Below are 21,441 nucleotides of genomic sequence, written 5' to 3'. Positions count from 1 at the left end.
CGTCATGCAGGAGGGTCGCGGTGTGCATGAACTCCACGGAAGCGGCGAGCTTGATGTGCCCCTCGCCGGAATAGCCGGAGAGGTTGGCCATGGCGAGCGTCAGCATGGGGCGCAGCCGCTTGCCTCCAGAGGAGATGAGGTGGTTGGCCACTTCCGGGATCATGGCGACTTCCGAGCCGGTGCGCGACAGGATGGTCGCGTTGACGCGCTCCATGTCGGCCGCGACCAGCGCAACCAGCTCCTCGATCGACGCGCCGGAGGGACTCTCAAAAGGTACGATTACGGCCACGCCGGTCTCCACATTTGCCCCGGAAGGGCTATCTTAGGCGACCACCATAGAAACTGCAGGCTGATGCGGCAAGGGTACGGAACCGGTTGAAAGTTACCGTGCCCTCGATTCCCGGGAGAGGCGATTTGCGCGAACTGGTTCGAACCAACGACATGGTGCTGGTGTCGGCAATCGGCGCGCTGCTCGACGGCGCCAATATTCATCATCTGGTGCTGGACCAGAACATGAGCGTCATCGAAGGCTCGCTCGGCATCCTGCCACGCCGGATCCTGGTTCATGAGGACGACAATCACGAGGCGCGGCGAATCCTCACCGAGGCCGGCCTGTCGCATGAATTGCGGGCCGATGACTGATCTCGCACGCGACTGCACAGAAGACGCATTTCTGGGCGGGCAACTGCGCCTGCGTCAGCCGAGGTCGGGGCACCGTGCCGGCCACGACGCCATTCTGCTGGCGGCGGCGACTTCGGCGCGCGCCGGCGAGCGCGTGGTCGATCTCGGCGCCGGTGTTGGAACCGCCGGGCTCGCGCTTGCAAAGCGCGTCGCCGGCATCGATCTCACGCTGGTCGAGATCGATCCGGAGCTTGCGGCACTGGCGCGCGCCAATGCCGCATCCAATGCGATTCCCGCCCAGGTCGCCGTGCTCGATGTGACGGCCGGCGCCGAGGCGTTTGCCGCGGCGGAGCTTCCCCCCGACGGCGTCGACGCCGTGCTGATGAACCCGCCTTTCAACGATCCCGAACGGCACCGTGCCTCGCCCGATCGGGCGCGCCACAGCGCGCACGTGGCCATGGCGGATACGCTGTCGGCCTGGGTGCACGCCGCGCGGCGGATCCTGAAATCGGGCGGCGTGCTCACCCTGATCTGGCGCGCAGATGGCCTTGCCGACGTGCTCGCAGCGTTGTCTCGGGGCTTCGGCAGCCTTGCCATCCTGCCGGTGCATGGCGAAGCCGCACGCCCGGCGATCCGCGTCCTGGTGCGGGCCGTCAAGGGCGGCCGGGCACCAACCCAGATCTTGCCCGGGCTAATGCTCAATGAAGAGGCAGGCGGCACCCAAAAACAGGTGCAGGACATCCTGGCGGGACGAGACGTATTGCCGCTGGCGATGCTGTGAGATGACGTTTATTGCGGAAGCGTGTTGGACTGCTGGTCCGGTCTCGAAGTGTAGTAGGTCGCGGCCAGGAGGGTCCCCATCAACAACATCAGCAGATATATTTTCATGTTCTTCTCCGCTGCCATCAATGCAGTGTGCAACGTTGGCTATGCAAGACGCGTTCCAGACCTTCCATTGACACTCGCGTGATAAAGAAACGGTTAAAGTGAGGTAACGGCATGGCTGAACAATTTAGTGATCGGGTAACGGGGCCGCGCCTGTTTGACAGGCTGAAGGAATATCTTCCAGCCCGGCTGCGCGGCGTGCCTGTGGTGCCGGTGGTTCGGCTGTCCGGCGTGATCGGCGCGGTGACACCGCTGCGGCCCGGGATGACGCTGTCCGGTATCGCGAGAATGCTGGAGCGCGCCTTCGCGATCACGAACGCCAGGGCCGTGGCGCTGGTGATCAATTCCCCCGGTGGCTCGCCGGTGCAGTCGCGCCAGATCTATCTGCGTATCAGGCAGCTTGCCGCCGAGAAGAAGCTGCCCGTGCTGGTGTTCGTCGAGGATGTCGCCGCCTCCGGCGGATACATGATCGCCTGTGCGGGCGACGAGATCTTCTGCGATCCTTCCTCGATCCTCGGCTCGATCGGCGTCATCGGTGGCACCTTCGGCTTCCAGGAAGCGATCAAGCGGCTCGGCATCGAGCGGCGGCTCTATACGGCGGGCGAGCACAAGGCGATGCTCGATCCGTTCCTCCCGGAAAACCCCGACGACGTCGCCAGGCTGAAGGCCATCCAGCGCGAGATCCACGCGATCTTCATCGCGCTCGTGAAGGAGAGCCGCGGCGGGCGGCTGAAGGGGGCGGATGATGTGCTCTTCACCGGTGAATACTGGGTCGGCGACACGGCGGTTGCGCTGGGTCTTGCCGACGCGGTGGGCGATTTGCGCTCGACCTTGCGGGCTCGTTACGGCGACAAGGTGTTGACCCCCGTGATCGCGCCGCCGACAGGCCTGTTGTCGAGCCTGTTCGGCCGTAGATCCCCGGGTGCCGGCAGCCTGGCGACGCTCGACGGTATCTCGGGACTGCCAGATGAGGTGATTTCGGCGCTGGAGACTCGGGCGATCTGGGCGAAATTCGGGTTCTGACGAGTTGTTTATCGCGCCATTTGGTCCCAGCGATGCCGATTGCCGGCAGACCCCGTCTGCGCGATTATGGAACAGGGGCACGAACTATGATGAGCAAGGATCGACCAATGCCGCCGATCGTCGCATTCGCGGGCTTCCTGGGTGGGCTAACCGTGGTCCGCTGGGCCTACAGGACCGCCGTCCGGATCAACCGCGAATTGGAAGAGGCGCGCCTTTCGCGAGTCGCGGAAGCTGCCCGCGCCGGCGAAATCCAGACGTTGAAACGCGATCCCGCGACTGGCGCCTACCGTCCGGGCTAACCCTTCATCCCGAGCAGCCCGCCGCAGGCGGGCCTCTCGAAGAATGGGCCACGGGCTCATGGTTCTTCCGGCCATGCGAAGCATCGTCCGGAGAAGCGCAAGGCGCTCCTGACCATGAGGAATTTACGGCCGCCTCTGCCTTGATTCCCACCTCTGCCGCCGATACGGTCCCGCGCGATTTGAAACCCCCGCGAGAGCCGAATCCGACGATGGACTCATTGCCCGCGCATATGCGCCCGGACCGATCGTTCCAGGGCCTGATCCTGGCGCTGCAGCGTTACTGGGCGGATTACGGCTGCGTCATCCTGCAGCCCTATGACATGGAGGTCGGCGCGGGCACGTTTCATCCGGCGACCACGCTGCGCGCGCTCGGGCCGAGGCCGTGGAATGCTGCCTATGTGCAGCCCTCGCGGCGGCCGAAGGACGGCCGCTACGGCGAGAACCCCAACCGGCTCCAGCACTACTACCAATTCCAGGTGATCCTGAAGCCGTCGCCGCCCGACATCCAGGATCTGTACCTGAAGTCGCTCGCGGCGATCGGCATCGACGCCGCCGTGCATGACATCCGCTTTGTCGAGGACGATTGGGAAAGCCCGACGCTGGGCGCGTGGGGTTTGGGGTGGGAGTGCTGGTGCGACGGCATGGAAGTGTCGCAGTTCACGTATTTCCAGCAGGTCGCGGGCGTCGAATGCTCGCCGGTCTCCGGCGAACTCACCTATGGGCTCGAGCGGCTCGCGATGTATGTGCAGGGCGTCGACCGCGTCTACGATCTCAACTTCAATGGTCGCGATGGCGATCGGCGCGTCACCTATGGCGATGTGTTTTTGCAGGCCGAGCAGGAATATTCCCGGCACAATTTCGAATATGCCGACACCGCGATGCTGTTCGAGCAGTTCAGGATGGCGGAGGAGGCCTGCAAGAAATATCTCGCGGCCGGCTGGAAAGAAGGCGGCAACTCCAGACAACATCTGATGGCGCTGCCGGCCTATGATCAGTGCATCAAGGCGAGCCACGTGTTCAACCTTCTGGATGCGCGCGGCGTCATCTCGGTGACCGAGCGGCAGAGCTACATCCTGCGCGTGCGCGAACTGGCCAAGGCCTGCGGCGACGCCTGGATTCACACCGAAGCCGGCGGGGCGCTCTGATGCCCGATCTGTTGCTTGAACTGTTTTCCGAAGAGATTCCCGCGCGCATGCAGGCCAAGGCAGCGGACGACCTGCGCCGCATGGTCACCGACAAGCTCGTTGCCGAGGGGCTCGTCTACGAAGGCGCCAAGGCCTTTGCGACGCCGCGGCGGCTGGCGCTCACCGTGCACGGCATTCCGGCGCGTCAGGCAGATCTCAAGGAGGAGCGCCGTGGCCCGCGCGTGGGCGGACAAGATGCCGCGATCCAGGGCTTTCTCAAGGCGACCGGCCTCACGTCGATCGAGGAGGCCAAGATCCAGCGCGATCCCAAGAAGGGCGACTTCTATGTCGCGCTGATCGAAAAACCCGGCCGCGCCACCATCGACGTGCTTGCCGACATCCTGCCGGTGATCATCCGCACCTTCCCCTGGCCGAAATCGATGCGCTGGGGCACGCGCTCGGCAAAGCCCGGCTCGCTGAACTGGGTGCGCCCGCTGCATGCGATCACCGCGACGTTCGGGCTCGAGACAGAAGAACCCGACGTCGTGAAATTCTCGGTCGACGCCCTGGAAGCCGGCCAGACCACGTTCGGCCATCGCTTCATGGCCCCCGCGTCGATCAGCGTGCGGCGGTTCGAGGATTACGAGGCGAAGCTCCTCGATGCCAAGGTCGTGCTCGACCCCGAGCGGCGCAAGGATGCGATCCTCACCGACGCCAAGCAGCTCGCCTTCGCGCAGGGCTTTGAACTCGTCGAGGACCAGAATCTGCTCGATGAGGTTTCGGGCCTCGTCGAATGGCCCGTGGTGCTGATGGGCTCGTTCGACGCTGAATTCCTCTCGATTCCCTCGGAAGTGATCCGCGCCACCATCCGCAACAACCAGAAGTGCTTCGTGGTCAGCAATGCCAAGAGTGGTGACGAGACGGGCAAGCTCGCAAGCAAGTTCATCCTGGTCGCCAACATCGAGGCGAGCGACGGCGGCAAGGCGATCGTCGCCGGCAACGAGCGCGTGATCCGGGCGCGCCTGTCCGATGCCAAGTTCTTCTACGAGACCGACCTGAAGACCAGGCTGGAAGATCGGCTTTCGAAGTTCGAGCAGATCGTGTTCCACGAGAAGCTCGGCACCCAGGCCGAGCGCATCAAGCGCATCGAGCGGCTTGCCGCCGAGCTCGCGCCATTGGTCGGCGCCGACGTCGGGAAGGCCAGGCGCGCCGCGCGGCTGGCGAAGGCCGACCTGCTCACGGAGGTCGTCGGCGAATTCCCCGAAGTGCAGGGCCTGATGGGCAAGTACTATGCGCTGGCGCAGGGCGAGGACGCTTCCGTCGCCGCGGCCTGCGAAGAGCACTACAAGCCGCAAGGCCCCAATGACCGCGTGCCGACCGATCCGGTCAGCGTTGCGGTCGCGCTGGCCGACAAGATCGACACGCTGGTCGGCTTCTGGGCCGTCGACGAGAAGCCGACCGGGAGCAAGGACCCGTACGCGCTGCGCAGGGCGGCGCTGGGGGTGATCCGGCTGGTTGCCGAGAATGAGCTTCGTCTCTCCGTGTTAAGAGTGGCCGGCTCGGCGCTTGGCTGCTTGCTTGAGGAGCGCACGAAGGAAGCAATTGTCGATAACCAAAAGCTTCCGTCGGATCTCCTTGCCTTCTTTGCCGATCGCCTGAAGGTGCAGCTCCGCGAGCAGGGCGCACGGCACGATCTCGTCGATGCGGTGTTTGCGCTGGGTGGTCAGGACGATCTGCTGCTGATCATCCGCCGTGTGGAAGCGCTTGGCAAATTCCTCGACAGCGAGGACGGCAAGAACCTGCTCGCCGGCACCAAGCGCGCCAGCAACATCCTTTCCATCGAGGAGAGGAAAGACAAGCGCATCTACGACGGTGCGCCCGATCCTGCGCTCTACAGCCTGACCGAGGAGAAGGCGCTGGCGAAAGCGATCGACGAGGTGAAGGGCGAGGCCAGCGCGGCGGTCGCCAGGGAAGATTTCGCCGCTGCGATGAGCGCGATGGCAAAGCTCCGTCCGCCGGTCGATGCCTTCTTCGACAAGGTCAGGGTGAACGACGAGGATCCGAAGGTTCGCGAAAACCGCCTGAAGCTGCTCAACGAGATCCGCGTCGCCACGCGCGCCGTGGCGGACTTCTCCAAGATTCAGGATTGATAGCCCTCATGGTGAGGAGGCGCGTAGCGCCGTCTCGAACCATGAGGCCCCTCCCGCTGCTGGGCCTGCGCGCGCACACAAAAGAAACCCCGCCCGGCGGGGGGACGACCGGGCAGGGCCTGATGTCCGTTTCTGTTCTACTTGCGCCAAGCCTTGAAAGGCGCGCCGGACATCACGAGCATGATCCGGAAGTGCATACGCCTTTCCGGAAGGATCATGCTCGGTGGAGAAGTTAATCGAGAACCTCGACGATGCGCCGCGTGCGCGGCTCGACCAGCACCGTTTCGCCGTTCACCACCGTGTAGCGAAGGCGCGTCGCACCGAAGCGCTGAGGCACGTCATAATAGGTCACGCCCATTTCCGGCAGCACCGCGCCGACCACGACGCGATCCGGAATCGTGAAGCTCGGCACGCGCTCGCGAACAACGTATTCGCGGAACGCCGGTCGCTGTTCGGCCATGATCCGGCCGTCGCTCTCGACGGCTACGCTCGGACCTCCCACGACGCCGGTGGTGATGTCGGCCTGCGCCTGAGCCGCGACGGGCGCGCCGATTGCGGTGGCAATTGCTGCGAGGGCAAGAATGCTGTTCCGCATAGGCAACTCCTTCAGAATGGGTCCGGCTCACGCCGGCCATATCTGGTTGCCAATGCATCGGATGACGCAACGTTCCGATCAAAGCGCTGTCTTATGAGGGGTAATTTTGCGCAATTTTCGCGGACGCCGGAACCGGCGGTAGCTTTGTGCGTCTCTACTCGCGGAACCCGCCCCGCTAATATCCCGCCCGATTCGGACTCACGACTCTTCAGCAGAGAGATTTTCCCATGACCCTGACTGTCGCCCACGTTTCTCCCATCATATCGTTGATTGCAGGCGTCCTGATTCTGATCATGCCGCGACTTCTCAACTTGATCGTCGCGCTGTTTCTGATCCTCAACGGTCTGATCGGACTAGGACTTCTGAAATGGCTGCACCTGTAGTGGGCAGAATCCCCAGCCGTCCGACTTGCGCGAGCCCGTCCAAAGTGGTGTAAGGCCCGCGATTTCCCCTTCCTCTCGCAGGTAATTTGCAAGCCATGGCCAAAGCTGCCTCTCGAGCTAAGAAAATCCCAGCGAAATCAAAATCTTCTGCAAAGGCCGCACCGGCTGCTCCGGCGCGCAAGGCGCTCAGGAAGACCCCGGTCAAGCCACTGCCGAAGGCGGCGAGCAAGGCAGGCAAGCCTGCGAGCAAGGCGGCGACCAAGACGGCGGTAAAGCCCGCCGCAGCGTCGGTGAAGGCCAACAAATGGGTTTATACTTTCGGCGATGGCAAGGCCGAGGGCAAAGCGCAGATGCGCGACCTGCTCGGCGGCAAGGGCGCCAATCTCGCCGAGATGGCCAATCTCGGTCTTCCGGTACCGCCCGGCTTCACCATTCCGACCTCCGTCTGCACCTACTTCTACGCGAACGGCAAGACGTATCCGAAAGAGCTGAAAGCACAGGTCGAGAAGGCGCTCGACTACGTCGGCAAGCTGACCGGCAAGGTGTTCGGCGATGCCAAGAACCCGCTGCTCGTCTCGGTTCGGTCGGGCGCGCGCGCCTCGATGCCGGGCATGATGGACACTGTGCTCAATCTCGGCCTGAACGACAAGACGGTGGAGGCGCTGGCGGAGATGTCGGGCGACCGCCGCTTCGCCTATGACAGCTATCGGCGCTTCATCACCATGTATTCCGACGTGGTGCTCGGCTTCGAGCATCACCATTTTGAGGAAATCCTCGACAGCTTCAAGGACGCGCAGGCCTATTCGCTGGACACCGACTTGACCGCGGAAGACTGGGTTGAAATGGTCGCGCGCTACAAGGAGGCGGTCGCGCGCCACACCGGCAACGACTTCCCGCAGGATCCGCATGATCAGTTGTGGGGCGCCATCGGCGCGGTGTTCTCCTCGTGGATGAATGCCCGCGCGATGACCTACCGCAAACTGCACAACATTCCCGAATCGTGGGGCACCGCGGTCAACGTCCAGGCCATGGTGTTCGGCAACATGGGCGAGACCTCGGCGACCGGCGTTGCGTTCACGCGCAATCCCTCGACCGGCGAGAGCCGTCTGTACGGGGAATTCCTGATCAACGCGCAGGGCGAGGACGTGGTGGCGGGCATCCGCACGCCGCAGGACATCACCGAGTTTGCACGCACGGAGTCCGGCTCGGACAAGCCGTCGATGGAAACGGCGTTCCCGCAGTGTTTCAAGGAGCTCACGCGCTTCTACGGGCTGCTCGAGAAGCACTACCGCGACATGCAGGACATGGAATTCACGGTCGAACGTGGCAAGCTGTGGATGCTGCAGACCCGGTCCGGCAAGCGCACCGCCAAGGCCGCGCTGCGGATCGCTGTCGAGCTCGCCAAGGAAGGCCTGATCACCCAGAAGGAAGCGGTGACGCGCATCGACCCGGCGTCGCTCGATCAACTGCTGCACCCGACCATCGACCCAACCGCAAAGCGCGACGTGATTGCGACGGGCCTGCCGGCCTCGCCCGGTGCCGCCTCGGGCGAGATCGTGTTCTCTCCCGATGAGGCCGCCAAGCTCCAGGCCGACGGTCGCAAGGTCATCCTGGTCCGCATCGAGACCAGCCCCGAGGACATCCACGGCATGCATGCTGCCGAAGGCATCCTGACCACCCGCGGCGGCATGACTTCGCACGCCGCGGTGGTGGCACGCGGCATGGGCAAGCCCTGCGTCTCGGGCTGCGGCAATATTCGCGTCGACTACGGCCGCGGCACCATGAGCGTCGGCTCGCGCACCTTCAAGACCGGCGACGTCATCACTATCGACGGTTCGCTCGGTCAGGTGCTTGCCGGACGCATGCCGATGATCGAGCCGGAGTTGTCGGGCGAGTTCGGCACGCTGATGCGCTGGGCGGACGATGCCCGCAAGATCGGCGTGCGCGTCAACGCCGACACGCCTGACGATGCCCGCACCGCGATCAAGTTCGGCGCGCAGGGCATCGGTCTTTGCCGCACCGAGCACATGTTCTTCGAGGAGACGCGCATTCGTACCGTGCGCGAGATGATTCTCTCGGACGACGAACAGTCGCGACGCGCGGCGTTGGCGAAGCTGTTGCCGATGCAGCGCGCGGACTTCGTCGAGCTGTTCGAGATCATGAAGGGCCTGCCCGTCACGATCCGGCTGCTCGATCCGCCGCTGCACGAGATCCTGCCGCACACCCAGGCGGAGATCGAGGAAGTTGCGCGGGCCATGAACGCCGATCCGCGGCGGCTTGCCGACCGCGCGCGGGAGCTGTCGGAATTCAATCCGATGCTCGGCTTCCGCGGTTGTCGCCTTGCGATCGTCTATCCGGAGATCGCGGAAATGCAGGCGCGAGCGATCTTCGAAGCGGCGGTCGAGGCTGGAAAGCGCACCGGCAAGGCCGTCGGCCTCGAGGTGATGGTGCCGCTGATCGCGACCAGGGCAGAATTCGATGTCGTCAAGGCTCGGATCAACTCGACCGCGCAGGCGGTGATGCGCGAGACCGGCACCAAGCTCGGCTATCAGGTCGGCACCATGATCGAATTGCCGCGCGCCTGTCTGGTTGCCGGCGAGATCGCCGAGGCCGCTGAGTTCTTCTCCTTCGGCACTAACGACCTCACGCAGACCACTTACGGCATCAGCCGCGACGACGCAGCAAGCTTCCTGGGACCCTACGTCGCCAAGGGAATCCTCGAGATCGATCCCTTCATTTCGCTGGATCAGGAAGGTGTCGGCGAGCTCATCAAGATCGGCGTGGAGCGCGGTCGCAAGACCCGCCGGGACCTCAAGGTCGGCATCTGCGGCGAGCACGGCGGCGATCCGGCTTCGGTCGCGTTCTGCCACGCGACGGGCCTAAATTATGTCTCCTGCTCGCCCTATCGCGTTCCGATCGCTCGCCTGGCCGGCGCTCAGGCCGCGATCGGCAAGGAGATCGCAAGCCAGGCCTAAGTGATTGATCAGACGAAACGAGTTGATCGAACGAAAAAGGCGGGGCTCTCCCCGCCTTTCTTGTTTCCGGACGCATCTCGCATCGTCATCGCGCCGAGCGCAAGCGACGAAGCAAATCCAGAGTCCCTGGATGCGGAGCTGCCGTCGGGCGGCGCTACGCAGGCTTGTCCCGCAATGATACGACCCGACGCATCTCTTCATTGACCGGAAATTTACTCTCCTGTTGCAGTCGCCGTTTACCAACGTTTTCGATCGAGTCGCGAAAAGATCCGGATCAGCTTGAGTGTGTTGCGCGTGCAACTTCGATTAACTCCCCGGCAACCTAAATTGGATACGAACAAAAAGGATCGAATTGCACGGCTGTACTGAGTTCGATCTCTGCGAGTAGCGTAAGCGTTGCGTGAGCGTATCGATGGTTGTGCTGCGTACCCATCCGAAGGGCGCGCGTTTTGCGTCCTTCGGAATTGGTCTCTGCATCTTCGCATTGATGCCGAGAGAAATCGGATATCAGGACATCGCCTCGCTGCTGGCGCGCCAGCCCGGCGTCGCCGAGCGCTGGCAAAAGCAAGTGTTCTCGGCAGCTTCCTCGATCCAGCTCGCGACCTACAGCTTCGCCCGCCCGATCGGCACGTCCATGCCGCAGAGCGCGACCTTTCGTCTGGCGAGTCTCGGCACGGCCGAAGTCACCGGCTCGACCATGCGCAATCAGATCCTGCAGACGCCGCCGCGCTATCAGGCCTCCGAATTTCCCAAGGTTGATCGAACGCTGAAGGGCGATCGCCTGGCCATCGCGGCGCCCCAGCCGGCACCCGCTGACCGCGCGCCTGTGGCGCCGACCCAAGTGGAGCCCTCGAACTCCAACAAGTCGGTGTTCGGGGCGAAGACGACGGATGCCAGAGAGGTGGGCGGTTCGGTGCTCGATCCGGAACTTCAGGAGGCGCTGCAGGCGCCACCGCTGCAGCAATATGCGCCATCGTCTTCCGGTCACGACCTGTCGCTTTCGCTGGAGACCCATCCGCTCGACGTTCTCAAGACGGCTCCGGAAGATAACGCGACCGAGGCCCCGTCGAACGACGGCTTCGATGTGAAGACAGCGAACTTGTTCTTCGGCAGCTCTTCTCTTGGCGGCACGCTGGAGACGATCGAGCGCTGGCAGCCGGGTGAGGAGCCGCTGATTGTGATGGCGGATCCAGACATGAAGGTGATGGCATCGTTGCCGCCGGCTTCGGAACCCGCGGGCAGGGCCGCCGACACCGGCGAGAGCATTGCACCGAAGGGCGAAGTCAACGCCGACAACCAGCGCACAAGGGCTCCCGCCGAGCGGCTCGGGCTGGACGAAAAGTCGCGTGCCAAGTCTGAAAAGTGTCTTGCCGATGCGGTGTACTTCGAATCGCGCGGCGAAGCCGTGCGCGGCCAGATCGCGGTCGCGCAGGTGGTGATGAACCGCGTGTTCTCCGGCAAGTATCCGAACACGGTCTGCGGCGTCGTCTACCAGAACAAGTACCGCCACTTCGCCTGCCAGTTCACCTTCGCCTGCGACAACAATGCGGACGTCATTCGCGAGCCCGACATGTGGGAGCGGGCCAGGAAGATCGCGAAGGCGATGCTGGACGGCGTGATCTGGCTACCGGAAGTCGGCAAGTCGACCCACTACCATGCGTATTGGGTGCGCCCGTCATGGGTCGCTGAAATGAAGAAGATGTACAAATTCGGCGTGCACACTTTCTATCGGCCGCGCGCCTGGGGTGACGGCAGCGAGGAGCCGAGCTGGGGCTCGCCGGCGCAGACCGCAGCGATGTCGGCGGAACTTGCGCAAGCGGCCAAGAGTTCGGCCGAGATGGAAGCCGACCGCCGTTAGACGGCGCGGCTCTAGGGCCACTGGCGGATCGCCGAGGGTTGATGCTCCTGATTTGCAGAGCTGCATTGCGCGACTTCTTTCCGCTTGGATTTTCATGCAGATGCATTAATTCCTTCAGCGCGGTCGGCATTCTGGGCCCGCCAGCATAGGGGGAATTTGCATGTCGGCCACCACCAGCGCACCCGGTTCGGCGTCGTTGCTGTCGACGTGGCGCACCCCGCTCGTCATCATCCTGTGCGGTTGCGTGATCGGCATGCTGAGTTTCGGCCCACGATCGAGCCTGGGCTTCTTTGTTCAGCCGATGAGCCGCGAGTATGGCTGGGGCCGCGACGTCTTCGGGCTTGCGATCGCAATTCAAAACCTGGTGTGGGGCCTGGGCCAGCCGTTTGCCGGTGCGATTGCCGACCGATTCGGATTGGTGCGTGTCATGTTCGCCGGCGCCGTGCTCTACGCCGGCGGTCTGATCCTGATGCGCTATGCGGCTACCCCGCTGTCACTCGATTTGGGCGCAGGTGTCTTGATCGGCCTGGGACTGGCCGGTTGCTCGTTCAACCTCGTGCTGACGGCGTTTGCCAAGCTCCTGCCGGCCGAGAAGCGCGGGTTTGCGCTGGGCGCCGGAACCGCTGCGGGTTCGTTCGGGCAGTTCCTGTTCGCGCCGGTCGGCGTGGCGCTGATCGACAATTTCGGGTGGCAGACTGCGCTCACCGTGTTTGCGGGTTTGATGCTTCTAATCATCCCGCTGTCGCTGGCGCTGTCCACCCCGCCCGCAACGGCGACCAACGCCTCGGCGGCCGGCCAGCAATCCTTCACGACGGCGCTGGCCGAGGCGTTCGGCCATCGCTCCTACGTGCTCCTGGTGCTCGGCTTCTTTACCTGCGGGTTCCAGCTTGCGTTCATCACCGTGCATCTGCCGGCCTACCTCGTTGATGGCGGCATATCCGCCGAGACCGGCGGCTGGGTGGTTGCTGCGATCGGGCTATTCAACATCATGGGTTCGTTCGGCGTCGGCTGGCTACAGAACTACTTTCCGAAGCGCTACATCCTCTCCCTGATTTACTTTGCCCGCGCGGTGTCCATCCTGGCATTCATCTCGTTCCCGATCACGCCGGCCTCCGCCATCGTGTTCGGCGCCGCTACAGGCCTGACCTGGCTCTCGACCGTGCCGCCGACTTCGTCGCTGGTGGCGCTGATGTTCGGTACACGCTGGCTGTCGACGCTGTTTGGGTTTGCCTTTGTCAGCCATCAGGTCGGCGGCTTTCTCGGCGTGTGGCTCGGCGGTATCGCTTTCGAGAGGTTTGGTTCCTACACGCCGATCTGGTGGCTCTCCATCCTGTTTGGCGTGCTTTCGGCGCTGATCAACCTGCCGATCGTGGAGAAGCCGGTTGAGCGAGTGGTTGCGCAGCCTGCCTGATCGGCTAAACATGCCCTGAAGCAATTCAGGGAGTTCAGCGTGGCAACGTTCAAGGCAATCCGGATCGACAAGGCAGACAAAGGTACCACTGCCGCGCTCACGCTGTTCGACGAAGCCGAATTGATGGACGGCGACGTTACGGTCCGCGTCGAGTGGTCGACGCTCAATTACAAGGACGGTCTTGCGCTCACCGGCAAATCACCGGTGGTGCGGCGGTTTCCCATGATCGCCGGCATCGACTTTGCCGGTACCGTCGAGCAGTCCTCTCATCCGCAGTGGAAGGCGGGAGACAAGGTGGTCTGCACCGGATGGGGCATGGGAGAGACCCATCTCGGCGCCTATGCCGAGAAGGCGCGGGTCAAGGGCGACTGGCTCGTCCCGCTGCCGGGCGGCATGTCGCCGCGCGACGCGATGGCGATCGGCACCGCCGGGTTCACCGCGATGCTTGCGGTGCTGGCCCTGGAGAAGCACGGGCTGTCGCCGAAGAGCGGCCCGGTGGTCGTGACCGGGGCCGCCGGCGGGGTGGGTTCGGTGGCCACCGCGGTGCTCGCAAAGCTCGGCTATCACGTGATTGCCTCGACCGGCCGCGCCTCCGAGGCCGGCTATCTGAAGAGCATCGGCGCCGCCGAGGTGATCGACCGTAATGAACTGAGCGGTCCGGCCAAGCCGCTTGCCAAGGAGCGCTGGGCCGGTGGCGTCGACAGCGTCGGCTCGACGACGCTCGCCAACCTCTTGTCGATGACCAGGTATGGCGGTGCCATTGCCGCCTGCGGCCTGGCGGCCGGCATGGACCTGCCGTCTTCGGTTGCGCCGTTTATTTTGCGCGGGGTGTGCCTTCTCGGCATCGACTCGGTGATGTGCCCGATCGAACGGCGGCGAGCAGCTTGGCAGCGGCTGGCGACAGACCTCGATCGGGGCAAACTTGCTGAAATCACTCAAGAAATTCCCTTGGACCAGGTGATCGAGGCGGGCCCCAAGATCCTTGCGGGCCAGGTCCGCGGCCGGATCGTGGTAAAAATTGTCTGAGGACGTTCAGACTTTACCAACCATGCTGCTCCAATGTTGCCACGGTTAGTATGGTAAGCAGCGGGTAAAGGCATCAAGCTTCCCGCTGCTGGGGTGGTTCGGAGTTAGAACAATGCTTGCGCGTTTGGTGTTGGGAACGGTCATGGCGTCGGCGACGGTGATGCCGGCGTTGGCAGGAATGATGACGGCCGACGAGGCGCGCAGGTTCGTTGCCGGCAAGGTGTTCGCATTTACGTGCTTCGATGGCACCCGCGGTGCTGGCCGCATTCTCGAGGACCTTGGCGCTGCGGGCGCCGTGCAGTTCAGCGGCTCGGGTCCGGTCCGTCATGTCCGGCTGCCCGGCAATACGCTGCAGATCCGCGGGCAGGCCGTCTGCGCGTCGATCAAGGGGGTTCCGTTCGAGCCTTGCTTCAACCTGGAGAAGAAGAATGACCGGAGCTTCCGCGGCTCGGTCTCCGGCATGGGCTTCGCGTATTGCGACTTCCACCACCAAGGCGGCATGCAGATGCTGATGGCGCGCGCGGCCGCGCGCCCGCGTTCGCTGCACGCGCCGGTGCAAACCCAGTCGGCCGATGCTTCCCGCACCGAGGTCGCCGCGCGGGTTGAAACGCCGCGTGTCGAGAGCGCCAGGATCGAGCCGGTCAAGGCCGAGGCGAGGCCTGAATCCGCGAAGGTCGAAGCCGCGCCGGAACTCCGCCGCTCGACGGACTGATCTCGTCCGCAATTCCCGCCATGGTTGGCCGCGAAAAGCCGCGGCGCGCCGCGTGCCCATGCGCGGACTTCTTCGAAACGATCGGCAATCAGCTGCGGGCTCGGTATGCCATTGCGCTCGGCCAACGACTTACCAGCGCGTGTATCGATTATCATTCTCAAGAAAAACGCGTGTAACATCAAATATTTCGACTGAGAAACCCTTAATTCCGGATCGATCTTAACCTTAAATGTGGCAAGCCGGCCTAAGCTTCTCCCGAGGGATCAAGTGCCGCTCACCTTCCGCAGGCCACGTCGGGGCGGCCATCACCGGGGGACTTGGACAAATGGGTATCGCGAGCTCAAGGAATGAATTTAGCCGAGGGCATTTCCGAATAGGCACTGTGCTGCCAGCCATTATTGCCGCGCTGGTACTCCTCGGCGTGGCATCGGCCGGCTTCATCGCCTACGAAGCGATTGTTAAGCGGCGGGAAGCCGAAGCTTTCCTGCAGGTCAACAAGGTCGCACAGCTGTTGCTGCGTAGCGCAGGTCACTGGGCGATTGAGCGCGGCCTGACCAATGCGGCGCTGAAATCTCCTGATCCCCTCGCATCAGAGCGCCGCGCCGAAATCGAGAGAATGCGCTCGGTTGCTGACGAAGCTTTTCGCGACGCCGCTCTCCAGCTGCGTTCCATTCCGGAAATGGCGGCTGGGCAGAAGCAGATGCAAGAAGCGGAAGCTGCATTCGAGTCGCTACGCAGGCTCCGCGAGAAGGCCGACACCAACTTTCCGCGCCAAGGCTCCGAACGCGCTCCCGATGTGGTGGACGGCTTCGTGCCGGCAATTACCGATGTGATCGACACCGCAAGCAGCCGCCTGCGGCTGACACTGGAAACCCTCACCAGTCCGCCTGCGGCAAAGCTCGAGCAGCTCGTTGGCTTGCGTCACCTCACGGCGCAGATGGCCGAGAATGCCGGAAGGGAGCGCGCCCTTCTGGCCGGACTCGTCGGAGCGCGCGCCAAGCTTGGCGCAGATGGACTTCAGCGCCTGTCGGCGCTGCGAGCCAAGGTGGAGCTCGCATGGGACACGGTGCTGCCGGTGCGGCTGCGCTCGGATCTGCCGGCGCAGATCGGTGAGGCGATGGCGGAGGTCGAAAGGATCTATTTCGGAGCCTACGGAGAAACGCGCGCGGCGACGATCGCCGCGGGCGAAAGCGGCGAATACAAGATCACCGGGCCCGAATACTTCGCGCGTGCCACCGCGGGCGTCAATGCCGTGCTGAAGCTCGGGGAAGCGATCGGCGCTGCCGCGAACCAGGAGGCAAACCTGCAGGCGGCAGGGAGCGTTCGGAACTTCGTCCTTACAGCCATGCTGCTTTGCGCCTCGATTATCCTTGCCGGGCTGAGCTTCTGGATCACCTTCTCACGAATCCTCAAGCCACTCTTGGCCATTACCGCCACAATGAGCCGGCTCGCCGATCGCGACCTGACGGTCGAGGTTCCCGGCGCCGGCCGCCGCGACGAGATCGGCGAGATGGCGCGCACAGTGGAGGTCTTCAAGCAGAACGGTCTTGAGGTCGAGCGGATGCGGGCCGAACAGGCTACCGCAGAGCAGGCCGCGGCACAGCAGCGCAAGACTGAGATGCACCGGCTCGCGGACGGCTTCGAAGCCGCGGTCGGCGAGATTGTCGATACCGTTTCCTCCGCCTCGACCCAGCTGGAAGCATCAGCCGGCACGCTTACCGCGACGGCCGAACACGCGCAGGAGTTGACCACCGTGGTCGCGGCCGCTTCGGAAGAGGCTTCGACCAACGTCCAATCGGTCGCATCGGCAAGCGAGGAATTGTCGGCCTCGATCACCGAGATCAGCCGGCAGGTCCAGGACTCGGCCCGCATGGCAAACGAGGCGGTCGGCCAGGCCCGCGCCACCACCGAGCGCGTCAGCGAGCTTTCCAAGGCAGCGACGCGGATCGGGGACGTGATCGAGCTGATCAACAGCATCGCCGGTCAGACCAATCTGTTGGCCCTGAACGCCACGATCGAAGCCGCGCGGGCCGGAGAAGCCGGCCGGGGCTTTGCGGTAGTCGCCTCGGAAGTGAAGGCGCTGGCCGAGCAGACGTCGAAAGCCACAGGTGAGATCGGGCAGCAGATATCGGGCATCCAGGTCGCGACCCACGAATCGGTTGACGCCATCAAGGCGATCAGCGGCACCATCGAACGGTTGTCCGAGATCGCCTCAGCGATCGCAGCGGCCGTCGAAGAACAGGGTGCCGCGACGCAGGAGATCTCCCGAAATGTGCAGCAGGCGGCGCAGGGGACGCAGCAAGTGTCCTCGAACGTCACCGATGTGCAGCGCGGGGCCAGCGAGACCGGATCCGCATCTTCGCAGGTGCTGGCGGCCGCCCGTTCGCTGTCCAGTGACAGCAATCGGCTGAAGCTCGAAGTCGCCAAGTTCCTGAACACCGTGCGCGCGGCCTGACAGGTCACGCGCCCGTCTGTGCGACCGGCGGCGGTTGCCGCCGGAACAGGATGCGCTGGTAGAGCCAGCCGATCGCGACCAGCACGAGTCCCAGGCAAATGAACGACAGGGCGCGATAGACCCCGGTCAGGGTCGACATGTCGACCACGAACGCCTTGACGACGGTGAGCGCGATCACGACGGCGGATGCCAGGCGGGCGCGCTGCGAGTTGACGAGGATGCCGACGGCGAGCAGCACCACTCCGAAAGTGAGATAGCCGATCGAATAGGTGTATTGCTCGGCATCGGTGGTGAGGCCGGTGCTGAGGATCGGGCCGTGATAGAACCGGCGGATCTGAAGAGTCAGATAGCCGAGCGCGAAGATGAGCGCGCCAGCCGCGATCGTGTTGGCGTAGGCCGCGCTGCGGTGTCCGGCTACGGCATAGGATAACAGCAGCATCAACACCGCCGGTACAGCGTATCCCAGCAGGACCAGATTGATGACGGGCCCGCCGACATCGATGTACCAGAACAGCGGATTTTCGAGCAGCAACAGGCCGCCCACGCTGATAAGGCCGGCGATCACCGTCAGAACGATCGCTCCAATTTTGTGGACGATGCTGCCGCTGCGGACGCGCAGCCGCTCAAGGCCAATTGCCATCGCGAGCGTGATGCAGTTCTGCAGCGCGAATTCGGCGAGCGAGGGCGGGGCGGTCATGTCGCCGTGATTGACGGCATGCCGTATCTCCATGAAGGCAAGCAGCGCAGTGAACAGGATCGCCGCCGCCTCCACCATCCTGAGCGGCGGGTCGTCGCGACGGCGCCGGAGGAAGATGCTCGCACCCCAGAACGAGGCCGCCGGAATGCCATAGCCCCAGAGCAGCCAGTTCAGGATCGGGGTTGTGCCGACCGCATCACCGACGATGCGGGGATCGTAGGCAATCCGGGCCGTGACGATGCCGGCAAAAATGGCCGCGAGCCAGCGCAGGAAGGGTATCGGCCGCTGCATCGAGATCCAGGCGGTGCCGAGCGACATCAGCGCCAGCGCGATCGTGAGCCAGCCTTTCTCCAACGCGAAGGTCAGGGCCAGCGCCAGCGCGGCGAGCGTTCCGGTCGCGAACAGCGCGGTCGAGATCGCAAGCCCGGGCCGGCCCTCGCGCCGGCTCAAGGCTTCGGTCGCGGCTCCGAAGGCGGCGGCGAGCAGCACCGCCAGAATTGCGAACGGGATCGAGCGGTCGAGATGCGCGATGCGGGCGTAGAGCGCGACCAGGAGCGCGATCGGCGTGAAGGTGGCGGCTCCCGACCACACCACCGGGACGATGGCATTCGCGTAACGTCCCTGCGCCAGGAAGCCTGCGGCGCCAAATCCCGCCGCAAAGATCGCGGCCGTGACGAGGTGAAGCGTCACGGACGTATCGGTGGCGGCCGGTCCCATGCCGGGCAAAGGACCGCCCGGCAGCACCAGCATGTCCGGATTGGCGCGCACCGCCCATTCGGCAAACACGATGAAGACGAGCGCCGCCGCCGCGCCCAGAGCCCCGCCAGCCGACGGCGCGCGCCAGGCGACCAGCAGCGTGCCACCCACCAGTATCGTGAACGCGATCAGCGCGACATTGTCATGGAAGCTGGCAAGCACGATCAGCATCGCGCCGAAGAGATAGGCGGCGAGCGACCCTGACGAGATCGGCTCGATGCGGTCGCCGTCGGCGGCCGGGCCGAACATGAAGCCGCACACCACGAGCATCGCGGCAAGGACGAAGCCCGCCACCACGTGGAAGGCGTGCGGGGCGACCATCGAGGGGCCGCATTCCAGGCACGGGACGGTCCACAGCAGCGCGAACGCGATGGTGGCGACGGCAAGCCAGCGCCACAGCCGGATGCGCGCCAGGCCGAAGGAGGCGGCGGTGACGATCGCAAGATAGATGTAGAGCGCCCAGTAGTCCGGCTTTTGGGAGGAGACCAGTACGGGTGTTATGAAGGCGCCGACCACACCGAGGCCGGCAAGCGCAGGTCCGTGCAACAGCGCGGCCGCGAGCGTGCCGAGAGCGACCAGCCCCAACAGCACGAAGGCGATGCCGGGGGCGAGGAAGTCCTAGAGCGCGTAGGCCGCATAGACGGTCGCAAAGGCCACCGCGGTGCCCGCCGCGGTGAGGATGGCGGGAATATTGGCGATCGGTATCGCAGGGATCGAGGAGATGCTTTCCTTGCGCCGCGTCCATTCGCCCGCGCCGAGCAGCGCGAGCGCAAACAGTCCGCCCAGCATGACGCGAACGCCGGGGCCGAGCAGGCCGGCCTCGATCGAGTAGCGCACCAGGAAGAAGCCGCCGAGTGCGAGCGCAAGACCGCCGATCCAGACCACGAGGCGCGTGCCAATGCGCTCCTCGAAGCCTGGCGCGGCAGCCGGTAGCGGCGGCGGCGCGGGGTTCGTGTCGTCGCCTGCTGCGTGAGGTTCTTCGACTTGCTCCTCAGAGGTCACAGGTACGATGTCAGGCGCGAGCGGAGGTGGCGGGGCGGCGCTCGGCGAGTCGGGGGCGAGCGTCTGCTCGAACTCCTGAAGCGGCGTAAGCGGCGGCGGCACCCAAGCCGGGCGCGCCGCGGCAGCCTCCAAGGCATCCAGCCGTTCGCGCAACCTGCCAGCCTGGGTGAACGACTTCAGCGCAAGGATGAAGGCGCCGATCGCAACGAGCAGCGCGAAAAACTCGAATGAGGCGTTGTGCATGAATCCTCCAGGTGATCCGCCCTGGATAAGCGTTTGTCTCGTCAGAACATTCGGTCCCGCTCTGCGTCGGGACATTGCTGACCGGTTCGAACCACGTCCCGGACGAGACAGGTGGTCGCGGATGCCCAGATGCAAGCACCGCCCAGGCCGGCGCCCGCCCTACACCATAACGTGAGTCGGAACTTGCGGGACAAAAGTTCAACCATCATCGCAACAGACGGGTGCTATTCGAGCTCGACCCGGAAGGGCCAGCTCTCCGCTATGATGGCGCCCGGTCCCATCTCGTCCAGCGCGCGCAGCATGCGCCCGTCGCGCCCGAGCACCTTGTCAGCGAGGCCGACAATGCGGCGGTTGGGCGCGGCGATCGGGGAGGCAGCCCGGATCTTCCTGGCGATCTCGATTTCGTCGCGATGCGGATTGAGGGCGCATGCCGCCGCGAAGGCGCTCGCGGTCGAGCGGCTGATGCCGGCATAGCAATGCACAACCAGCGGCGCGCTACGGTCCCAGCCGAGGACGAAGTTCAGGAGCTTCTCGACATGAGCTTCCGACGGCGCGACAAAGCCGTTGATCTCCTCGGTGATGTCGTCCATCTCCACCTTGAGATGATTGGCCGGCAGCACCGAAGCGGGCCGCTGCACTTGCGCGACGTTGGCCATCACGGTCAGGACGTGGCTGGCGCCGGTCAGGCGAACGGTTTCGGGCAGGGCGGCAAGCGAGCAGACGTGGATCATGGTTTCCTTCTTTGCGGGAATTATAGGCCCGCCGCAATGGAGGCGGAAGCCGCTCGTCGCCTCCCGCCGCCAGGTGGCGCCCGCCTATTGGAGCGTCATGAGATCAGCTTGATCTAGCCACGACGGAACTGGGCTCCCTCTACCGCTTGCGGGGGAGGGACGGGGTGGGGGGTGCCGCCGCCAATGCAGTTTTCGAGGGGATAGAGATTTCCCCCACCCGCTGCGCTCTTCAAGCGCAGCGACCTCCCCGCAAGCGGGAGAGGTACAGCGATCCTTCGGCTGGACTGATTCAACCAGGACCATCGCTCTAAACATCGGTAGATACCGCCTTGAAGCGTTCCAGAAACTGCTTCTCGGCTTTTGCCGCGGTCCAGGGGGTGAGGTATTCGCGCCTTACGGATTCGGGCAGGCCGGGATCGCGGCCGAACAACCGCCTGGCCTCGACCGCGCCGAAGCCGGCAAGTTCCGTCGCCTCCAGATAGGCCGCCCCGCGAT

Annotated in this window: 16 protein-coding genes and 2 pseudogenes; 13 read left to right on the top strand and 5 right to left on the bottom strand. The window is 64.4% G+C overall.

What is annotated here, in order from left to right:
- The coding region (locus HY852_RS10815) for a polyprenyl synthetase family protein (RefSeq protein WP_291604640.1) at positions 1-289 on the bottom strand (289 nt) is incomplete at its 3' end.
- A gap of 125 nt (positions 290-414) precedes the next feature.
- On the opposite strand from HY852_RS10815, the gene HY852_RS10810 reads away from it, so the two are divergent.
- From HY852_RS10810 to glyS, 6 genes are all read left to right on the top strand, one after another.
- Complete coding sequence (locus HY852_RS10810) at positions 415-642, top strand: DUF2007 domain-containing protein (RefSeq protein ID WP_291604639.1); 228 nt, start codon at positions 415-417, stop codon at positions 640-642.
- Entirely contained in the window at positions 635-1,402 is a 768-nt protein-coding gene (locus tag HY852_RS10805; protein WP_291604638.1) for a methyltransferase, read from the top strand. The genes HY852_RS10810 and HY852_RS10805 overlap by 8 nt, the downstream gene beginning before the upstream one ends.
- 218 nt (positions 1,403-1,620) lie before the next feature.
- Positions 1,621-2,529 (top strand): S49 family peptidase, encoded by a 909-nt coding sequence (locus tag HY852_RS10800; RefSeq protein ID WP_291604636.1) that lies wholly within the window; start codon positions 1,621-1,623, stop codon positions 2,527-2,529.
- Positions 2,530-2,636: 107 nt separating this feature from the next.
- A complete protein-coding gene (locus tag HY852_RS10795) occupies positions 2,637-2,828 on the top strand; it encodes a hypothetical protein (protein WP_291604635.1) in 192 nt (63 codons plus the stop codon).
- Between the two features lie 209 nt (positions 2,829-3,037).
- The gene (locus tag HY852_RS10790) at positions 3,038-3,973 is read left to right on the top strand and encodes a glycine--tRNA ligase subunit alpha (protein WP_291604634.1); all 936 of its coding nucleotides are present in this window, start codon (positions 3,038-3,040) and stop codon (positions 3,971-3,973) included.
- Positions 3,973-6,102 (top strand): glycine--tRNA ligase subunit beta, encoded by a 2,130-nt coding sequence (glyS, locus tag HY852_RS10785; RefSeq protein WP_291604633.1) that lies wholly within the window; start codon positions 3,973-3,975, stop codon positions 6,100-6,102. Before HY852_RS10790 ends, glyS begins: the two co-directional genes overlap by 1 nt.
- A 232-nt stretch (positions 6,103-6,334) precedes the next feature.
- Here glyS and HY852_RS10780 read toward each other — a convergent pair whose 3' ends face one another.
- The gene (locus tag HY852_RS10780; protein ID WP_291604632.1) at positions 6,335-6,697 is read right to left on the bottom strand and encodes a DUF1236 domain-containing protein; all 363 of its coding nucleotides are present in this window, start codon (positions 6,695-6,697) and stop codon (positions 6,335-6,337) included.
- A 227-nt stretch (positions 6,698-6,924) separates the two neighbouring features.
- Here HY852_RS10780 and HY852_RS10775 point away from each other — a divergent pair, with 227 nt between their 5' ends.
- The 7 genes from HY852_RS10775 (at position 6,925) to HY852_RS10745 (ending at position 17,517) form a co-directional block, all read left to right on the top strand.
- The gene (locus HY852_RS10775) at positions 6,925-7,080 is read left to right on the top strand and encodes a DUF3096 domain-containing protein (RefSeq protein ID WP_291604630.1); all 156 of its coding nucleotides are present in this window, start codon (positions 6,925-6,927) and stop codon (positions 7,078-7,080) included.
- A 95-nt stretch (positions 7,081-7,175) separates the two neighbouring features.
- Positions 7,176-10,055, top strand: a complete 2,880-nt coding sequence (ppdK, locus tag HY852_RS10770) for a pyruvate, phosphate dikinase (RefSeq protein WP_291604629.1) — start codon at positions 7,176-7,178, stop codon at positions 10,053-10,055.
- A 412-nt stretch (positions 10,056-10,467) separates the two neighbouring features.
- A complete protein-coding gene (locus HY852_RS10765; protein WP_291604628.1) occupies positions 10,468-11,913 on the top strand; it encodes a cell wall hydrolase in 1,446 nt (481 codons plus the stop codon).
- A 160-nt stretch (positions 11,914-12,073) separates the two neighbouring features.
- Positions 12,074-13,324 (top strand): MFS transporter, encoded by a 1,251-nt coding sequence (locus HY852_RS10760; protein WP_291604627.1) that lies wholly within the window; start codon positions 12,074-12,076, stop codon positions 13,322-13,324.
- A gap of 39 nt (positions 13,325-13,363) precedes the next feature.
- Complete coding sequence (locus HY852_RS10755) at positions 13,364-14,350, top strand: MDR family oxidoreductase (RefSeq protein WP_291604626.1); 987 nt, start codon at positions 13,364-13,366, stop codon at positions 14,348-14,350.
- A 112-nt stretch (positions 14,351-14,462) separates the two neighbouring features.
- Positions 14,463-15,062, top strand: coding sequence for a hypothetical protein (locus tag HY852_RS10750; protein WP_291604625.1), 600 nt, complete (start codon positions 14,463-14,465; stop codon positions 15,060-15,062).
- Positions 15,063-15,387: 325 nt separating this feature from the next.
- Complete coding sequence (locus HY852_RS10745; RefSeq protein WP_291604623.1) at positions 15,388-17,517, top strand: methyl-accepting chemotaxis protein; 2,130 nt, start codon at positions 15,388-15,390, stop codon at positions 17,515-17,517.
- 4 nt (positions 17,518-17,521) lie between these two features.
- On the opposite strand, the pseudogene HY852_RS10740 reads toward HY852_RS10745, so the two are convergent.
- The 3 genes and pseudogenes from HY852_RS10740 to HY852_RS10730 all read right to left on the bottom strand — a co-directional run.
- A pseudogene (locus HY852_RS10740) lies at positions 17,522-20,215 on the bottom strand (DUF2339 domain-containing protein).
- Between the two features lie 224 nt (positions 20,216-20,439).
- Complete coding sequence (locus HY852_RS10735) at positions 20,440-20,946, bottom strand: protein tyrosine phosphatase (RefSeq protein ID WP_291604621.1); 507 nt, start codon at positions 20,944-20,946, stop codon at positions 20,440-20,442.
- 307 nt (positions 20,947-21,253) lie between these two features.
- A pseudogene (locus tag HY852_RS10730) lies at positions 21,254-21,441 on the bottom strand (hydrolase); the annotation flags it as partial.

This window comes from Bradyrhizobium sp., from assembly GCF_016213215.1.
In the GTDB taxonomy this organism is placed as follows: Bacteria; Pseudomonadota; Alphaproteobacteria; order Rhizobiales; family Xanthobacteraceae; genus Bradyrhizobium.
The sequence above is the reverse complement of the archived record's forward strand: the minus strand, read 5'-3'. Positions and strand labels throughout refer to the sequence as shown.

Coding starts and splice junctions, on each gene's coding strand:
- HY852_RS10735 (WP_291604621.1), bottom strand. CDS start 20,946: ATGATCCACGTCTGCTCGCTTGCCGCCCTGCCCGAAACCGTTCGCCTG.
- HY852_RS10765 (WP_291604628.1), top strand. CDS start 10,468: ATGGTTGTGCTGCGTACCCATCCGAAGGGCGCGCGTTTTGCGTCCTTC.
- ppdK (WP_291604629.1), top strand. CDS start 7,176: ATGGCCAAAGCTGCCTCTCGAGCTAAGAAAATCCCAGCGAAATCAAAA.
- HY852_RS10780 (WP_291604632.1), bottom strand. CDS start 6,697: ATGCGGAACAGCATTCTTGCCCTCGCAGCAATTGCCACCGCAATCGGC.
- HY852_RS10760 (WP_291604627.1), top strand. CDS start 12,074: ATGTCGGCCACCACCAGCGCACCCGGTTCGGCGTCGTTGCTGTCGACG.
- HY852_RS10790 (WP_291604634.1), top strand. CDS start 3,038: ATGGACTCATTGCCCGCGCATATGCGCCCGGACCGATCGTTCCAGGGC.
- HY852_RS10750 (WP_291604625.1), top strand. CDS start 14,463: ATGCTTGCGCGTTTGGTGTTGGGAACGGTCATGGCGTCGGCGACGGTG.
- HY852_RS10805 (WP_291604638.1), top strand. CDS start 635: ATGACTGATCTCGCACGCGACTGCACAGAAGACGCATTTCTGGGCGGG.
- HY852_RS10775 (WP_291604630.1), top strand. CDS start 6,925: ATGACCCTGACTGTCGCCCACGTTTCTCCCATCATATCGTTGATTGCA.
- glyS (WP_291604633.1), top strand. CDS start 3,973: ATGCCCGATCTGTTGCTTGAACTGTTTTCCGAAGAGATTCCCGCGCGC.
- HY852_RS10800 (WP_291604636.1), top strand. CDS start 1,621: ATGGCTGAACAATTTAGTGATCGGGTAACGGGGCCGCGCCTGTTTGAC.
- HY852_RS10745 (WP_291604623.1), top strand. CDS start 15,388: ATGGGTATCGCGAGCTCAAGGAATGAATTTAGCCGAGGGCATTTCCGA.
- HY852_RS10795 (WP_291604635.1), top strand. CDS start 2,637: ATGCCGCCGATCGTCGCATTCGCGGGCTTCCTGGGTGGGCTAACCGTG.